Origin of the sequence: Curtobacterium guangdongense, assembly GCF_049341845.1 — a bacterium.
In the GTDB taxonomy this organism is placed as follows: domain Bacteria; phylum Actinomycetota; class Actinomycetes; order Actinomycetales; family Microbacteriaceae; genus Curtobacterium; species Curtobacterium guangdongense.
The window spans coordinates 353,009-367,580 of the sequence record NZ_JBMPIT010000002.1; the positions used below are offsets into that span (position 1 = coordinate 353,009).

A 14,572-nucleotide genomic window follows, 5' to 3' on the forward strand; every position below is an offset into this window, starting at 1 on the left:
GACGGGCCCTTCGGCGTCTGGTCAGGGCAGGCGCGAGCCGGGGCCGACCACCGGGGCCGAACCCGTCGCCTGCGTCAGGATCTCGTCGAAGGCACCGCGGGACGTGCGGTGCTCGCCGAGACGGTTCGGCTTCCCGGTGCCGTGGTAGTCGCTCGAGCCGGTGACGAACAGGCCGTAGCGGTCCGCCCACTCGAGCAGGGTGCGCTTGCCGTGCGCGAGGTTCTCGCGGTGGTCGACCTCCAGCCCGCCGAGCCCCGCGTCGACGAGCTCGCGCAGGCCCGCCTCGTCGATGACGATCCCGCGTGAGGTCGCCGCCGGGTGCGCGATCACGGGGACGCCCCCGGCAGCACGGATGAGTTCGACGCCTCGGAGCGGTGTCGGGGCGTCGTGCGGTTCGTAGTACCCGGACGCCGGGTGCAGGATGCCGCGGAACGCCGCGCTGCGGTCGGGTTCGAGCCCGCGTGCGACCAGGGCGTCGGCGATGTGCGGCCGGCCGATCGTCGCGCCGGGGCTCGCCTGCGCGAGGACGTCCTGCCAGGTGATCGGGTGGTCCTCACCGATGCGGTCGACCATGCGGTGCGCGCGGGACAGGCGGCCCTCGCGGATGCGCTCCGTCTCGGCGGACAGGGCGGCGTCGTCCGGGTCGACGAGGTAGCCGAGGACGTGCACGCTCCGGTAGCCGACGCGCGTGCTCAGCTCGAGGCCCGGGACCAGCGTCAGCGGGAGCTCCCGTGCGGCGGCGGCGGCATCGGCCCACCCGGCGGTGGTGTCGTGGTCGGTCAGCGCGACGGCGTCCAGTCCGGCGGCCGCCGCTGCCCGGACGAGGTCGGCGGGCGGCTCGGTGCCGTCGGAGACACTCGAGTGCGCGTGCAGGTCGATGAACGGGTCGGGCACGCGCCAATCGTATCCACAGGTGAGCAGGCACACAGACCGGGCGTCGAGCGCGGTGCGATGATGGGGGCATGGCCGACACGACTCCCCGCGCAACGAGCAACCGCTCCACCACACCCGGCTCCTCGACCTTCAAGGACTTCATCGGGTCCCAGTGGGCCGAGCGCGACCGCCCCGTGCCCGCAGCACGTGAGCAGGCTGCGTTCGCCGCCGCCCGTCGGGCGCGTATCTCCGAGCTCCACCCGGGTCGGACGATCGTGGTCCCCGCCGGCACCGCGAAGGTCCGCTCGAACGACTGCGACTACCCGTTCCGCCCGCACTCCGCGTTCGCACACCTCACCGGCTGGGGCACCGACACCGTCGTCGGCTCCGTCCTCGTGATGACGTCGAACGGTGCCGGGCACGACGCCACGCTCTACTTCCGCTCGACCGCCGGACGCGACTCCGAGGAGTTCTACGCGAACCCGGAGATCGGCGAGTTCTGGGTCGGTCCGCGCCCCTCGCTGGACGAGGTGGCCGCCGACCTGGGCATCGCCACCGCCGACCTCGGCGAGTTCTCCGGGGTGCAGGACGCCCTCGACGCCTCGGTGCTCGTCGTCCGTGACGCCGACACCGAGCTCACGCGCTCTCTCGACGAGCGCCTCGGCTCCGCGGTCGGTGGCGCTGCCGCGACCGACGACGTCGCCGCGACGGACGACGTGCTCGCCCGAGACCTGTCCGAGCTCCGCCTCGTCAAGGACCCGTACGAGGTCAACGAGCTCCGCAAGGCCGTCGACGCCACGCAGCGTGGGTTCGCCGACGTGATCGCCGACTTCGACGCGGTCCTCGCACACCCCCGGGGCGAGCGCATCGTCGAGGGCACGTTCAACCGCCGCGCCCGCGCCGACGGCAACACGGTCGGGTACGACACCATCGCGGCGTCCGGCCACCACGCCTGCATCCTGCACTGGACCCGCAACGACGGCGCCGTGCAGCCCGGTGACCTCATCCTCATCGACGCCGGCGTCGAGGTGGACTCGTTCTACACCGCGGACATCACGCGGACGCTGCCGGTGAGCGGAACCTTCACGGCCGTGCAGCGCCTGGTCTACGACGCCGTGCTCGAAGCCGCCGACGCCGCGTTCGCCATCGTGAAGCCCGGCATCACGTTCCGGCAGGTGCACGCGACGGCGATGGAGGTCATCGCGCGCAAGACCGCCGAGTGGGGCTTCCTGCCCGTCTCGGCAGAGGAATCACTGCAGCCGGACAACCAGTTCCACCGCCGCTACATGGTGCACGGCACCAGCCACCACCTCGGCCTCGACGTGCACGACTGCGCGAAGGCCCGTCGTGAGATGTACATCGACGGCATCGTGGAGCCCGGCATGGTGTTCACGATCGAGCCCGGCCTCTACTTCCAGCAGGACGACCTGACGGTGCCGGAGGAGTTCCGCGGCATCGGCGTCCGCATCGAGGACGACATCCTCGTGACCGCCGACGGCGCCGAGAACCTGTCGATCGGCATCCCCAGGACCCCCTCGGAAGTGGAGGGGTGGATCGCCCGCACCGGGCGCTAGCCTGATCGGGTGACGACACCCGAAGCTTCCTCGCAGAGCATCACGATCGACGTCGAGCACTTCGACTCGCCCGACGCCCAGCGGCTGCGTGCTGCCCAACGCATCGAGATCGACAGCACGTACGGCGGTGACACCGAGCCCGGTGACAAGCCCACTGCCGAGTCGATCGCGGTGTTCTTCGTGGCGCGCGACGGGGACGGGACGCCGATCGGGTGTGGCGGGCTCCGGCTCGTCGACGACGGGGTGACCGAGATCAAGCGCATGTACGTCCGTCGCGAGTCCCGCGGCACCGGGGCCGCGACGGGGATCCTCCGACGCCTCGAAGAGGCAGCGCTCGACCTCGGCTCCCCCGCACTCGTGCTGGAGACGGGCACGGAGCAGAAGCGCGCGATCCGGTTCTACGAGCGCGAGGGGTTCAGCCGCATCGCGAACTTCGGCCCGTACGTCGGCGCCCCGCTGTCCGCCTGCTACTCCAAGGTCTTGTAGGCGCGCTGCGGTCTCGCGTCAGCCTGAGCTCGCTCGGGGTCGGCGAGATCGCACTCCGTGTCGCCTTGCCTCGTCCGGAAGCAACACGGAGTGCGATCTCGCGGGCGCAGGGTCCGAGACTCGAGTGCGCGCGGGTCAGCGCTGCTCGTCGTCCTTCGGGAGCTCGGGAGCGTCGGGTTCGGCGGACGCGGGCGGCGTCGCGCCGGGGACGCGCTCCCCGAACCGCGGCGGCTCATCCCCACGAGGTGCCGGAGCGGCGGCCGGCGCAGCCGGCTGTTGCTGAGTCGTGTCCGGGGTCTCGCCGTACCGCGGACCGTCGTTGGTGCCGTAGCGCGGCTGCGCACCGGGGGCCGGAGCCGACGCGCCGGGCTGTGCCGGGCCTCCAGGCTGGCTGTGCGGCGTGGACTGCCCTCCGTAGGGCGACCCCGTCGGCGGACCGGGACGCCACGGCTCCTGGCGGGGCTGCTGCGGCTGCTGCCCCTGGAAGGGCGCTCCTGGACCGGCCCCCGGTTGCCCGGGGTTCCACGATGCGTGCGGCGTCGCGCCGAACTGCCCGAGGATGCGCTGCGCCTGCCCGACGAGCTGCGGGTCGACGATGATCTGGTAGTTCGTGGCGAGCACCTGGTGCACGCTCGTGAAGTCCCGCTGCCGCTTCGTGATGGCGAACGAGACGATGCCGTAGAGCATCCCGAACGCGGCGCCGATGATCGCGGCTGCGAAGATGAGGCCACCGGCCGTCGGCGAGAACAGCGTCAGCACGATGCCGAAGAAGAAGCCGAGCCACAGACCCGACAACGCACCAGCGAGCGCCGCGCGCCCGTAGGTCATCTTACCGGTGACGCGCTCGACGGTCTTGAGGTCGTTGCCGACGATCGAGAGCTTGTTCACCGGGAACTCCGACTCGGCGAGCTTCGCGACCACCGCCTGTGCGTCCGGGTAGCTGTCGAAGGTGCCGAGGACGTCCCCGCGGGGCAGCGTGGGGAACGCCTGCGCCGTACGACCGCGGAAGGGGCTCTGAGTGCTCACACAGTCATCTTCCACCGTCGTCCTTGCAATCGCACGAGAACCACCAGGGAACGACCAGGACGGACGGCCAGGGAACGGAACGGGTGACCGGCTACGCTGGCTGGGTGAGCGCCTCGAAGGTTTTCGTCGCCCGCCTCGCCGGGTGCTCCGTCTTCGACCCCGCCGGCGATCGCGTCGGCAAGGTCCGTGACGTCCTGGTGGTCTACCGCCGGGCCGATCCCCCGCACGTCGTCGGGTTGATCGTCGAGGTCCCTGGCAAGCGTCGCATCTTCGTGTCGGTCGGCCGCATCACGTCGATCGGCGCCGGGCAGGTCATCACGACGGGCCTCGTGAACATGCGCCGCTTCGAGCAGCGCGGTGGTGAGGTCCGGGTGATCGCCGAGATGCTCGGGCGCAAGGTCCTCATCACGAAGGACCGCATCCGCGCCACGATCGAGGACATCGCGATCGAGGACCGCGGCCAGGGCGACTGGGAGGTGTCGCAGCTCTTCCTCCGCAAGCCGAAGACCACACCCTCCCCGTTCGGCAAGGGGCCCACGACGTTCGCCACGTGGAACGAGGTCACCGAGGACGAGCTCCCCGGTGAGTCGCAGTCCGCCGAGCACGTCATCGCCGCGTACTCCGACCTCGTGCCGGCGGACCTCGCCTCGACACTCCTCGACCTCCCCGTCGAGCGGCGCCTCGAAGTCGCCGAGGAGCTCCCCGACGACCGTCTCGCCGACGTGCTCGAGGAGATGCCCGACCAGGAACGGGTCGAGATCCTGTCCTCGCTCCAGGACGCGCGCGCCGCCGACGTCCTCGACCAGATGCAGCCGGACGATGCCGCCGACCTCCTCGCCGAGCTCTCCGACGAACGGAGCGAGGCGCTCCTGCAGCTCATGGAGCCGGAGGAGGCGCAGGACGTCCGCATGCTCCTCGAGTACGAGCCGGACACCGCCGGCGGGCTGATGACCACCGAGCCCGTGATCGTCTCCGCGGACGCCACCGTGGCCGAGGGACTCGCCCTCATCCGCCGGCACGAGCTCGCGCCGGCCCTCGGCGCGAGCGTCTGCGTGACCCTGCCGCCCTACGAGCCGCCGACCGGCCGATTCCTCGGGCTCGTGCACTTCCAGCGGATGCTGCGCTACCCGCCGAACGAGCGACTGGGCACGCTGATCGACCAGCAGACCGAACCGGTCCGGGTCGACGCCAGCGCCGCCGAGGTGACGCGCGTGATGGCGACCTACAACCTCGTGTCCGTCCCCGTGGTCGACGACGCCCACCGCCTGGTCGGGGTGGTGACGATCGACGACGTGCTCGACCACGTCCTGCCGGACGACTGGCGGAGTCAGGGGGACGGCGAACCCGCCCGTCCCCGGACGAAGACCCGCAGGCCCCCCGTGAGTACCGGAAGGAGGACCGCACGTGGCACGAACGGATGAGAACCGGCGCGAGCAGCGTCCGGACAGCCGCCTCGACTCCCCGAAGGGCATGCGGACGAGTGTCCTGCCGACCCGCCGCCGCTCCGGCCGCGGAGACGCGTTCGGCCGTGCGACCGAGGGCATCGCACGCGCGATGGGCACCCCCTGGTTCCTCGTCGGCCTGACGCTCTTCTGCGTCGTGTGGATGGGGTGGAACACGCTCACGCCGAAGCCGTGGCAGTTCGACTCCGCGGCGATCGGGTTCACGGCGCTGACCCTGGTGCTGTCCCTGCAGGCGTCCTACGCGGCACCGCTGATCCTGCTCGCGCAGAACCGGCAGGACGACCGCGACCGCGTCCAGTTCGAACAGGACCGGCAGCGCGCGGAGCGGAACCTCGCCGACACCGAGTACCTCGCCCGCGAGGTCGTCGCCCTCCGCCTGGCGATGCGGGACATGGCGTCGAAGGACTTCATCCGCGCCGAGCTCCGATCGCTGCTCGAGGAACTCGACCGGCGTGACGCGGACGACGCCGGCTTCGCCGACGAGCCCGGCAGCACCACCCGTGGCTGAGGGCACCGACGAGCAGCTCGGCGCCGCCGTCCTCGCTGCGCTCGGCCGCGTCATCGACCCCGAGATCCGCCGCCCCGTCACGGAGCTCGACATGATCCGTGGTGTCGACGTCCAGCCGGGAGGCTCGGTGCGCGTCGACCTGCAGCTCACGATCGTCGGGTGCCCGGCCGCCGACACGATCGAGCGCGACGTCCGGTCGGCCGCCGGTTCCGTCGACGGCGTGCACGCCGTCCACGTGGACGTCTCGGTGATGGACCCAGCGGTCCGGAAGGCGCTCACCGAGCGACTGCGCGAGGGACGTCCACAGGGCGTGCAGTTCACCGCCGACTCGCTGACGCGGGTCATCGCCGTGACGAGCGGCAAGGGCGGCGTCGGGAAGTCCACCGTCACGGTGAACCTCGCGGTCGCACTCGCCCGTCGCGGCCTCCGGGTGGGCATCGTCGACGTCGACGTGCACGGGTTCAGCGTCCCGGGGCTGATGGGCCTCACTGACGAGCGCGGTGTCGCACCCCGTCCGACCCGGGTCGACAGCATGATCCTGCCGCCCGTCGCCCACGACGTGAAGGTGATCTCAATCGGCATGTTCGTCGACGATCCCTCCACCGCGGTGTCCTGGCGCGGGCCGATGCTGCACCGCACCGTGAACCAGTTCCTGTCCGACGTGTGGTTCGGCGACCTCGACGTGCTCCTGCTCGACATGCCGCCCGGCACCGGGGACGTCGCGATCTCGGTCGGTCAACTGCTCCCGCACGCCGAGGTCCTCGTCGTCACCACGCCCCAGGCAGCCGCGGCGGACGTCGCCGAGCGCAGCGGCATCGTGGCGCGACAGACCGGCCAGCGGGTCATCGGCGTCGTCGAGAACATGGCGGGCCTCGTCCAGCCCGACGGCTCCGTGCTGCACCTGTTCGGCGAGGGCGGTGGCGCCGAGACCGCCGCCCGCCTGTCCCGCGGGCAGGACTCCCCCGTGCCGGTGCTCGGCAGCGTGCCGCTCTCCGTCGCGCTCCGCGAGGGCGGCGACGCCGGCACACCGGTGGTCATCGGCGCGCCGGACGACGTCGCCGCGGCCGCACTGACCGCGGTCGCGGACCGGGTCGCCACGATGGGCCGTGGACTCTCCGGCCGGAAGCTCGGTCTCTCCCTCTCCTGACCGGCGCCACGCTCCGGTTTCCGCTTCCTGTACGTCTCCTCATGGACGCACCCCTGTTGCTGAGAGCAATATGCAGGGGTATTCCACAATGCTCCTGCGTATTCAGGGTGCAGGAGCTCCACCGTGCCGACGACGACGTCGGCCGAAGCATTGGAGAACCCAGGTGAACAGGACCACCAGGATCCGGATCGGCGTCATCGGCGCCGTGGCAGCAGCGCTCGCAGGGGGAACGCTCGCAGCCGTACCGGCGACGGCCGCCACCGCCGCGACGACCTGCGCGACCGCGTGGGCAGCCGGCACCGCGTACAACGGCGGTGCGACGGTCAGCGAGAACGGCACGAACTACACCGCGAACTGGTGGACGCAGGGCGACGACCCCGCGACGCACTCGGGCGCGACGGGGAGCGGGCAGCCGTGGACCTCGGCGGGCGCCTGCACGGGCGGGAGCACCACGCCCGGAGGCGGCACGGGGGGCGGCGGGACCACGAACCCCGGGAGCGGCAGCACCGGCACCGCCAGCGGGCTGGTCTTCAGCCCGTACAAGGACGTCACCGTGAACCTCGACTGGAACACGAACGTGATGAACACCGCGGTCACCGGCACGCGCATCCCGGTCGTCGGGAGCTCGAACAGCCTGGTCTCGACCAGGGAGCCCGGTCTCAAGGCGATCACCCTCGCCTTCGCGACCGGCACCTGCGGCAGCGAGAACTGGGGCGGGGTCGCCGCCGACGCGTTCGCGAGCGCCAACATCCCGAAGCTCGACGCCGCCGGCGTGAACTACATCGTTAGCACCGGCGGAGCGGCCGGGTCGTTCAAGTGTTCGGGCACCGCGCTCCAGAGCTTCATCGCCCGGTACGCGTCCCCGCACATGATCGGCGTCGACTTCGACATCGAGAGCGGGCAGTCGGCAGCCGACGTGCAGAACCTCGTGAACGCCGCGGCGCTTGCGCAGACGAAGTACCCGGGGCTGCGCTTCTCGTTCACCCTCGCGACCCTGGCCGCGTCCGACGGGTCGTACGGCGGACTGAACAGCACGGGTGACGCCACCGTCAAGGCGATCAAGGCGTCCAGCCTGACGAACTACACGGTCAACCTCATGACGATGGACTTCGGCCGGGCCACCTCGGCGAACTGCGTCATCGTCGGGTCGACCTGCGAGATGGGGCAGTCCACCATCCAGGCCGTGACGAACCTGCAGCACACGTACGGGATCGCATCGTCGAAGATCGAGGTCACGCCGATGCTCGGGGTGAACGACGCCTCGGACGAGGTCTTCACGCTCGCCGACGTCGACACGGTGTCCTCGTACGCGAAGTCGCACGGGCTCGCCGGGGTGCACACCTGGTCCCTCGACCGTGACACCCCCTGCGCGACGCCGACGAGCACCGCGTCCGCGACGTGCAGCTCCGTCTCGGGCACGGCGGCCCTCGCCTGGACCGACCGCTTCCTGGCCGACCTGAAGTAGCGGGTCGATCCGCGCGTAGGAAGCCGAATCGCGCGTAGGAAGCGGAATCGCGCGTAGGAAGCGGAATCGCGCGTAGGAAGCCGGTTTTTCTGGCCACCTACGCGCGATTCGGCTTTCCATTGCGGGCGGGATGGGTCGGAACGCGCCGCGGGACGGACGGGCGCGCCCCGCTCAGCGGCAACGCGAAGCGTTGCGCGGGGCGCGCCGACCGAGCCTGCGAGGGAGGGGTGCCAGCTGGCACCGGGCCTCCCGTCCGTCACGTGGTCAGGTGACGGTCGTCAGGTCGCTTCGCCGTCGTACGGCGCCTTCTCGCCGGCGGCGAGCGGCACGATCGGTGCCGGCGCACGCACCTTCGTGGCGGTCACCTGCGGCGCGGCGGCGGCAGCGCCGGTGCCGGAGTCGAGGAGGGCGTCGCGGATGATGCGGCGCGGGTCGTACTGCCGCGGGTCGAGCTTCTGCCAGTCGACGTCGTCGAAGTCCGGACCCATCTCCTCGCGCATGCGGTCCTTGGCGGTGTCCGCGAACCGTCGGACCGCCTTGACGAACTCGGCGAGCTTCTGCGCGTACATCGGCAGGCGCTGCGGCCCGAGCAAGAGCACGGCAATGATCCCGATGATCAGGATCTTGTCGAGCGGGATGTTCACACGAGCGAGCCTAACCCGAACCGGCCGAACTGCACCCTAGAGTTGTCGTTCGAGGAGTGTGCGTGTCAGAGAAAGAGTCGAACTGGAAGTTCGCGGAGGACATCGTCTCCGAGTCCGAGGTGATCGCCCGTGCCCGCGAGCACTCGCTCGAGCTCGGTGTCGAAGCCGTCGCTCCGTCGATCGGCGCGCAGATGAGCGTCATCGCCGCAGCATCCCGCGCGACCGGCATCATCGAGATCGGCACGGGCCTCGGGGTCTCCGGGCTGTACCTGCTCGGCGGTGCCCCGAAGGCGACCCTCACCACGATCGACATCGAGGTCGACCACCAGCAGTACGCCCGTGACGCCTACATCGCCGCCGGGACCGCGCCGTCGCGCGTCCGGCTGATCCCCGGTCGCGCCAACCAGGTGCTCCCCCGCATGAACGAGGCGTCCTACGACGTCGTCCTGGTCGACGCCGACCCCGAGCACGTCATCGAGTACGTCGAGCACGGACTGCGGCTCGCGCGACTCGGCGGGACCGTCCTGGTGCCGCACGCACTGTGGCGCGGGCGGGTCGCCGACCCGGTGAAGCGGGACCGTGCGACGACCGACTTCCGGCTGCTGCTCACCGAGGTGTCGACATCCGGCGCCGTGATCAGCTCGCTGTCCCCCGCCGGAGACGGCCTGCTGCAGATGACGAAGGTCACCGCCTAGCGTCCTGCCCGTCGGCGACGTCGTCGTCCGCCGGCTCCAGGTGTCGGAGGTACCGCTCCGGCGACTCGAGGAACGCGCGCTGGTTCCGCACCAGGTCGAGGTCGGCCCAGGTGCTGCGCCGGAGACCCCACTCCCCGACCTCGTGGATGGTCGCACCGGGGAACGCCGCCAGCACGGGCGAGTGCGTCGAGAGGACCACCTGCCCGAGGCCGTCGTCGACGATCGCCTGCAACAGCCCGATGAGCGCCAGACACCCCTGGAACGACAGCGCCGACTCGGGTTCGTCGAGGATCCACAACCCCGGCCACTGCGACCGGTCGATCACGAAGTCGAGGAACGACTCACCGTGGCTCCGTTCGTGGAACACCGGCTCCGGCCGCGCCCCTGGGTGCTGCTCCAGGTACGTGAAGAACCCGTGCATGGTCTCCGCACGGAGGAAGAACCCGCCCTTCGGTGCCCCCGGCTCCCGGTGCAGCGCGATGTGTTCCCAGAGGTCGGACTCGCTCGGACGCGTGCTGTGACCGGAGTTCGTCGACCCGCCTTCCGGACTCATGCCGAACGCGAGGGCAATCGCCTCCACCAGGGTCGACTTGCCGGCGCCGTTCTCCCCGACGAAGACCGTGACGGTGTCGAGGTCGAGCCCGTCGTCGAGGAGCTGCCGGACCGGAGCGAGCGTCGCGGGCCACGCGCCGCGCGGCATCGGGTCGGCGGCGTACTCCTCGACACGGCGGACGGATCGGCGAGAACGTGGCACGCCACCATCATGACGGCGACCGGTGACACCGCCCCAGGACCACAGAAGGCCCGGAACGTACGCGTTCCGGGCCTTCTGCTGTGGAGCGTCGACGAACTATGCCGAGACGACCTCGGCGAGTGCGTCGTGGAGTTCCTTGGCCTCGGCATCGTTGACCGAGACGACCAGGCGGCCTCCACCTTCGAGCGGAACCCGCACGATGATGAGTCGACCCTCCTTAACAGCCTCCATCGGCCCGTCACCGGTCCTCGGCTTCATGGCTGCCATCAGATGTCCCCTTTCGTGCAGTACATGCATCCCCATTATCCCGTATCGGCAGGAGACTGCGAAACCGCCCAGGATGGGGGTGCGGAATCGCGCCGATTTCGCGGCTTGCCGTGGTCACCTTGGGACATGCCGAACATCCGCTCCACGTCTCGTCCATCCGACGACGGTGTCGTCGAGGCCGTCCCGTCGGGCATGCGCATCGCGGGCGCGTTCTCGTGGCGGTTCCTCGTGGTGGTCGCCGCCCTGGCCGTGGTCGTCGCCCTCGTGATCCTGCTGCAGGAGATCGTGGTGCCGTTCCTCATCGGGCTGCTCGTGTGTGCCCTGCTCGCACCGTTCTCCACGTTCCTGCAACGGCACCGCTGGCCGAAGTGGCTCGCCGTGCTCTCCTGTTTCCTCGCGGTCGTCGTCGTCATCGGTGTGCTCGCGCTGATCGTCACGGCGCAGATCCGGTACGACATCCCGACGCTCGCACACCGGCTGCGGAGCAACGTGCAGACGTTCCAGACGCTGCTCGGGTCCGAGCCGTTCGGCATCACCTCGGCGCAGGTGACGAAGTACCTGTCCGAGGCGACGGCGTTCCTGCAGAAGCACTCCGCGTCGATCCTGTCCGGCGCCGCGGAGGCCGGCAGCGGACTGGTCCACGCGCTCGAGGGACTGTTCATCGTGGTCTTCACGACGATCTTCGTCCTGGTGGACGGGCGGCGGATCTGGTCGTGGGTCGTCCGGATCTTCCCCGTCCGTTCCCGCGGGCGGATCGACGCGGCTGGTCAGGCCGGCTGGAAGACCCTGACGAGCTTCATCCGGGTCCAGCTCATCGTCGCGGTGACCGACGCGCTCGGCATCGTCATCGGCGCGCTCGCCCTGGGACTCCCGCTCGCGATCCCGATCGGTGTGATCGTCTTCTTCGGCGCGTTCGTCCCCGTCGTCGGTGCGATCGTCGCCGGCATCGTCGCGGTCGTCGTCGCCCTCGTCTTCAACGGATTAGTGCCGGCGCTGATCATGCTCGCCGTCGTCGTGGCCGTGCAGCAGCTCGAGAGCCACGTGCTGCACCCGTTCCTCACGGGGTCGGCAGTCCGGGTGCACCCACTCGGGGTGGTGCTCGGTGTGACCGCGGGCACCACGATCGCGGGCGTCGTCGGGGCGTTCTTCGCGGTGCCGTTCATCGCGACCGTGAACGCCATGGTGCACGCAGCCGCGGACTGGCGACCGGGTGAGGCCCCTGACGCGACTCCGCCCGCCGCCGAGTCCGACGAGCGCGAAGCCGACGACGACGCAAGGTCAGGCACTGCGGGCGCCGGACACGGCGGGGCGGACGCCGATCACGGCGGGGTCCAGTCGTAGCCGTCGACCCACCAGCAGTAGTACATCCAGACCCACTGCAGCACGACGCACAGCACGACGACGGCCACGCGGTACACCCGTGACCGAGGCAGCGCCACGATCCCGAGCAGCGGTGCGATCGGCAGCAGGATGCGCCACGTGCTCGACTGCGGGAAGAACACCGCGAGCAGGTACACCAGGTAGGCGACCGCCCAGAGCCGCAGCTCGAGCCCGATCCGCCGAGCCGGCGCCATGAACACGAACGCCGCGAACCCGACGAGCACCAGGGCGAGCAGCACCCCGCCGGCCGGCTGCCGGAACCACCACCCGAAGCCCTGCACCCACGGGGCGAACGGCACGAGTTCCTTCCACCCGATGTAGGACGACCGCCAGGCGAGCTCCGTGTCCGTGTACGCCTTCGGGACGCCGGTGACCGCCCACGCGATCGCCGGCCACGCGAGCCCGACCAGACCGGAGACGACCGCCACGACCGCAGGCGGGACGAGCGACCGGAACGACGGACGCGACGGCATCCGCACCCACGCGGGCCGGAGCCACCACACGCCGATGAACAGCACCATCAGCAGCGCGAACGCCAGACCGGTGGGGCGGGTCATGCCGAGCAGCAGCACGACGGGCAGCATCGTCCAGAACCGGCGCTGCACGAGGAGCATCAGCGCCACGAGCAGCAGGAACAGCCCCATCGCCTCGGCGTACGCGACCTGGAACATGACCGAGACCGGCGCGACGCAGAACAGCACCGTCGCGAACGTCGCCCGTGCCGGGTCGAGGAACCGCCCCATCAGCCGGCGGAAGACCAGCGCAGCACCCCACCCGGCGACCAGCGACACCGAGACCGCAACGAGCTCGAAGGACGCTCCGGTGAGCAGCATCAGCCCACGGACCAGGAACGGGTACGCCGGCATGAACGCCCACGCGTTCTCGGTGACGTGCCCTGCGGTGTCGATCGGGAGCGTCGAGGGGTACCCGGCCGAGGCGATCACCCGGTACCAGGCGCCGTCCCAGATCGACGCGAACGACAGGTACGGCGGGTGCGACAACGTGAACGAGTTCGCGGTCTGGATGCTCGAGAACCCCATGAGCATCGCGCCGGTGACGATCCGGGCGAGCAGGTAGACGACGGTGATCCGCGCCCACCAGGGCACGACGCGGTACCGCGCACGCCAGCGCGCGACCCCTGGACGTGGACGCCGGACCGGCACGGAGCCGGACGGCGACGCGGTGGTCACGCCGTCAGCCACCGACGCAGACCGTCCTCGACCGCGGTGATCTGCGCGACCGGGACCTGTTCGTCGTCGTGGTGTGCGAACACCGGCTCACCCGGGCCGTAGTTCACGGCGGGGACGCCGAGGGCCGAGAAGCGGGCGACGTCGGTCCAGCCGTACTTCGGACGCGGCGCCGGACCACCGACGGCGGCGACGAAGTCCTGCGCGAGCGGCGCGTCGAGACCCGGGCGTGCGCCGGCGGCCAGGTCGACGATGTCCACCTGGTAGCCGTCGAACAGCTCACGGATGTGCGCGACGGCCTCGTCCGCGGAGCGCGACGGGGCGAACCGGTAGTTCACGTGGACCATGACCTCGTCCGGGATGACGTTGCCGGCGATGCCGCCGGTGATCCCCACGGCGTTGAGGCCCTCGCGGTACTCGAGCCCGTCGACCTCGACCGTGCGCGGCTCGTACGCGGCCAGGGTCGCCAGGATCGGCGCCGCCTTGTGGACGGCGTTGTCACCGATCCAGCTGCGGGCGCTGTGCGAGCGCTTGCCGTACGCGCGGATCTCGGCGCGGAGGTTCCCGTTGCAGCCGCCCTCGATCTGGGCGCCGGACGGTTCACCGAGGATGGCGAAGTCCCCGGCCAGCAGCTCCGGGCGCGTGCGCGCCAGGCGTCCGAGGCCGTTCAGCGCGTCGGACACCTCCTCGTGGTCGTACCAGACCCACGTGACGTCCACCGACGGCGCCGCCAGGTTGTACGCGAGCTTCAGCTGCACCGCGCAGCCCGCCTTCATGTCGACGGTCCCGCGTCCCCAGAGGATCTCGGTGCCGTCCTCCGCCGTCCGGAACTCCGTCGGCAGGTTGTCGTTCAGCGGCACGGTGTCGATGTGGCCGGCGATCACCACGCGGCGGTCACGGCCGAGGTTCGTGCGCGCCACGATCGCGTCGCCGTCCCGGATCACCTCGAGGTGCGGCAGCGGCGCGAGCACCGCCTCGATCGCGTCCGCGAGGGACCGCTCGTTGCCGGACACCGACTCGATGTCGCAGATGGCACGGGTGATGTCGATGGACGAGGCGGTGAGGTCGAGCTGCTCCGGCATGCGGTCACCCTACCGGGCACC

The 14,572-nt window shown here is 70.7% G+C and carries 15 protein-coding genes; 8 read left to right on the forward strand and 7 right to left on the reverse strand.

Going from position 1 to position 14,572, the window contains the following annotated elements; translation table 11 throughout:
- Positions 1-21 precede the first annotated feature (21 nt).
- Complete coding sequence (locus ACO0E1_RS04070; RefSeq protein ID WP_422873015.1) at positions 22-894, reverse strand: PHP domain-containing protein; 873 nt, start codon at positions 892-894, stop codon at positions 22-24.
- A 68-nt stretch (positions 895-962) separates the two neighbouring features.
- Here ACO0E1_RS04070 and ACO0E1_RS04075 point away from each other — a divergent pair, with 68 nt between their 5' ends.
- Both ACO0E1_RS04075 and ACO0E1_RS04080 read left to right on the forward strand, forming a co-directional pair.
- Positions 963-2,447: an aminopeptidase P family protein gene (locus ACO0E1_RS04075; protein WP_422873016.1), complete on the forward strand. Its 1,485-nt coding sequence runs from the start codon at positions 963-965 to the stop codon at positions 2,445-2,447.
- Between the two features lie 9 nt (positions 2,448-2,456).
- Entirely contained in the window at positions 2,457-2,933 is a 477-nt protein-coding gene (locus ACO0E1_RS04080) for a GNAT family N-acetyltransferase (RefSeq protein WP_422873017.1), read from the forward strand.
- 135 nt (positions 2,934-3,068) lie between these two features.
- Here ACO0E1_RS04080 and ACO0E1_RS04085 read toward each other — a convergent pair whose 3' ends face one another.
- Complete coding sequence (locus ACO0E1_RS04085; protein WP_422873018.1) at positions 3,069-3,959, reverse strand: YflT domain-containing protein; 891 nt, start codon at positions 3,957-3,959, stop codon at positions 3,069-3,071.
- Positions 3,960-4,063: 104 nt separating this feature from the next.
- Here ACO0E1_RS04085 and ACO0E1_RS04090 point away from each other — a divergent pair, with 104 nt between their 5' ends.
- The 4 genes from ACO0E1_RS04090 to ACO0E1_RS04105 all read left to right on the forward strand — a co-directional run bounded on the left by ACO0E1_RS04090 (position 4,064) and on the right by ACO0E1_RS04105 (position 8,542).
- Positions 4,064-5,380 carry a magnesium transporter MgtE N-terminal domain-containing protein gene (locus ACO0E1_RS04090; protein WP_402729100.1) on the forward strand — a complete coding sequence of 439 codons (1,317 nt, stop codon included), beginning with the start codon at positions 4,064-4,066 and terminating at the stop codon, positions 5,378-5,380.
- A 49-nt stretch (positions 5,381-5,429) separates the two neighbouring features.
- Positions 5,430-5,930: a DUF1003 domain-containing protein gene (locus ACO0E1_RS04095; protein WP_402729348.1), complete on the forward strand. Its 501-nt coding sequence runs from the start codon at positions 5,430-5,432 to the stop codon at positions 5,928-5,930.
- Positions 5,923-7,077, forward strand: a complete 1,155-nt coding sequence (locus tag ACO0E1_RS04100; RefSeq protein WP_422873019.1) for an Mrp/NBP35 family ATP-binding protein — start codon at positions 5,923-5,925, stop codon at positions 7,075-7,077. Before ACO0E1_RS04095 ends, ACO0E1_RS04100 begins: the two co-directional genes overlap by 8 nt.
- Positions 7,078-7,240: 163 nt before the next feature.
- The gene (locus ACO0E1_RS04105; RefSeq protein WP_422873020.1) at positions 7,241-8,542 is read left to right on the forward strand and encodes a carbohydrate-binding protein; all 1,302 of its coding nucleotides are present in this window, start codon (positions 7,241-7,243) and stop codon (positions 8,540-8,542) included.
- Positions 8,543-8,820: 278 nt separating this feature from the next.
- Here the strand turns inward: ACO0E1_RS04105 and ACO0E1_RS04110 are convergent, their stop codons facing one another.
- Complete coding sequence (locus tag ACO0E1_RS04110) at positions 8,821-9,186, reverse strand: twin-arginine translocase TatA/TatE family subunit (RefSeq protein WP_281267209.1); 366 nt, start codon at positions 9,184-9,186, stop codon at positions 8,821-8,823.
- 62 nt (positions 9,187-9,248) lie between these two features.
- Here ACO0E1_RS04110 and ACO0E1_RS04115 point away from each other — a divergent pair, with 62 nt between their 5' ends.
- Positions 9,249-9,881, forward strand: a complete 633-nt coding sequence (locus ACO0E1_RS04115) for an O-methyltransferase (protein ID WP_281267208.1) — start codon at positions 9,249-9,251, stop codon at positions 9,879-9,881.
- Here ACO0E1_RS04115 and ACO0E1_RS04120 read toward each other — a convergent pair.
- Together ACO0E1_RS04120 and ACO0E1_RS04125 are read right to left on the reverse strand one after the other, a co-directional pair.
- Positions 9,871-10,581, reverse strand: coding sequence for an AAA family ATPase (locus tag ACO0E1_RS04120; protein WP_422873120.1), 711 nt, complete (start codon positions 10,579-10,581; stop codon positions 9,871-9,873). The two genes, ACO0E1_RS04115 and ACO0E1_RS04120, sit on opposite strands and share 11 nt — an antisense overlap.
- A 150-nt stretch (positions 10,582-10,731) precedes the next feature.
- Positions 10,732-10,902, reverse strand: coding sequence for a DUF3117 domain-containing protein (locus ACO0E1_RS04125; protein ID WP_017887054.1), 171 nt, complete (start codon positions 10,900-10,902; stop codon positions 10,732-10,734).
- Between the two features lie 126 nt (positions 10,903-11,028).
- Between ACO0E1_RS04125 and ACO0E1_RS04130 the strand changes: the two genes are divergently transcribed.
- A complete protein-coding gene (locus ACO0E1_RS04130) occupies positions 11,029-12,243 on the forward strand; it encodes an AI-2E family transporter (protein ID WP_422873021.1) in 1,215 nt (404 codons plus the stop codon).
- Here the strand turns inward: ACO0E1_RS04130 and ACO0E1_RS04135 are convergent.
- Entirely contained in the window at positions 12,222-13,484 is a 1,263-nt protein-coding gene (locus ACO0E1_RS04135; RefSeq protein WP_422873022.1) for a mannosyltransferase family protein, read from the reverse strand. The two genes, ACO0E1_RS04130 and ACO0E1_RS04135, sit on opposite strands and share 22 nt — an antisense overlap.
- Positions 13,469-14,551, reverse strand: a complete 1,083-nt coding sequence (gene dapE / locus ACO0E1_RS04140) for a succinyl-diaminopimelate desuccinylase (RefSeq protein WP_422873023.1) — start codon at positions 14,549-14,551, stop codon at positions 13,469-13,471. The genes ACO0E1_RS04135 and dapE overlap by 16 nt, the downstream gene beginning before the upstream one ends.
- Positions 14,552-14,572: the final 21 nt, after the last annotated feature.

What these genes read in the sequence shown, in the direction of transcription:
- ACO0E1_RS04075 (WP_422873016.1), top strand. Translation starts at nt 963, where the DNA reads ATGGCCGACACGACTCCCCGCGCAACGAGCAACCGCTCCACCACACCC.
- ACO0E1_RS04095 (WP_402729348.1), top strand. Translation starts at nt 5,430, where the DNA reads ATGCGGACGAGTGTCCTGCCGACCCGCCGCCGCTCCGGCCGCGGAGAC.
- ACO0E1_RS04120 (WP_422873120.1), bottom strand. Translation starts at nt 10,581, where the DNA reads ATGCCGCGCGGCGCGTGGCCCGCGACGCTCGCTCCGGTCCGGCAGCTC.
- ACO0E1_RS04125 (WP_017887054.1), bottom strand. Translation starts at nt 10,902, where the DNA reads ATGGCAGCCATGAAGCCGAGGACCGGTGACGGGCCGATGGAGGCTGTT.
- ACO0E1_RS04130 (WP_422873021.1), top strand. Translation starts at nt 11,029, where the DNA reads ATGCCGAACATCCGCTCCACGTCTCGTCCATCCGACGACGGTGTCGTC.
- dapE (WP_422873023.1), bottom strand. Translation starts at nt 14,551, where the DNA reads ATGCCGGAGCAGCTCGACCTCACCGCCTCGTCCATCGACATCACCCGT.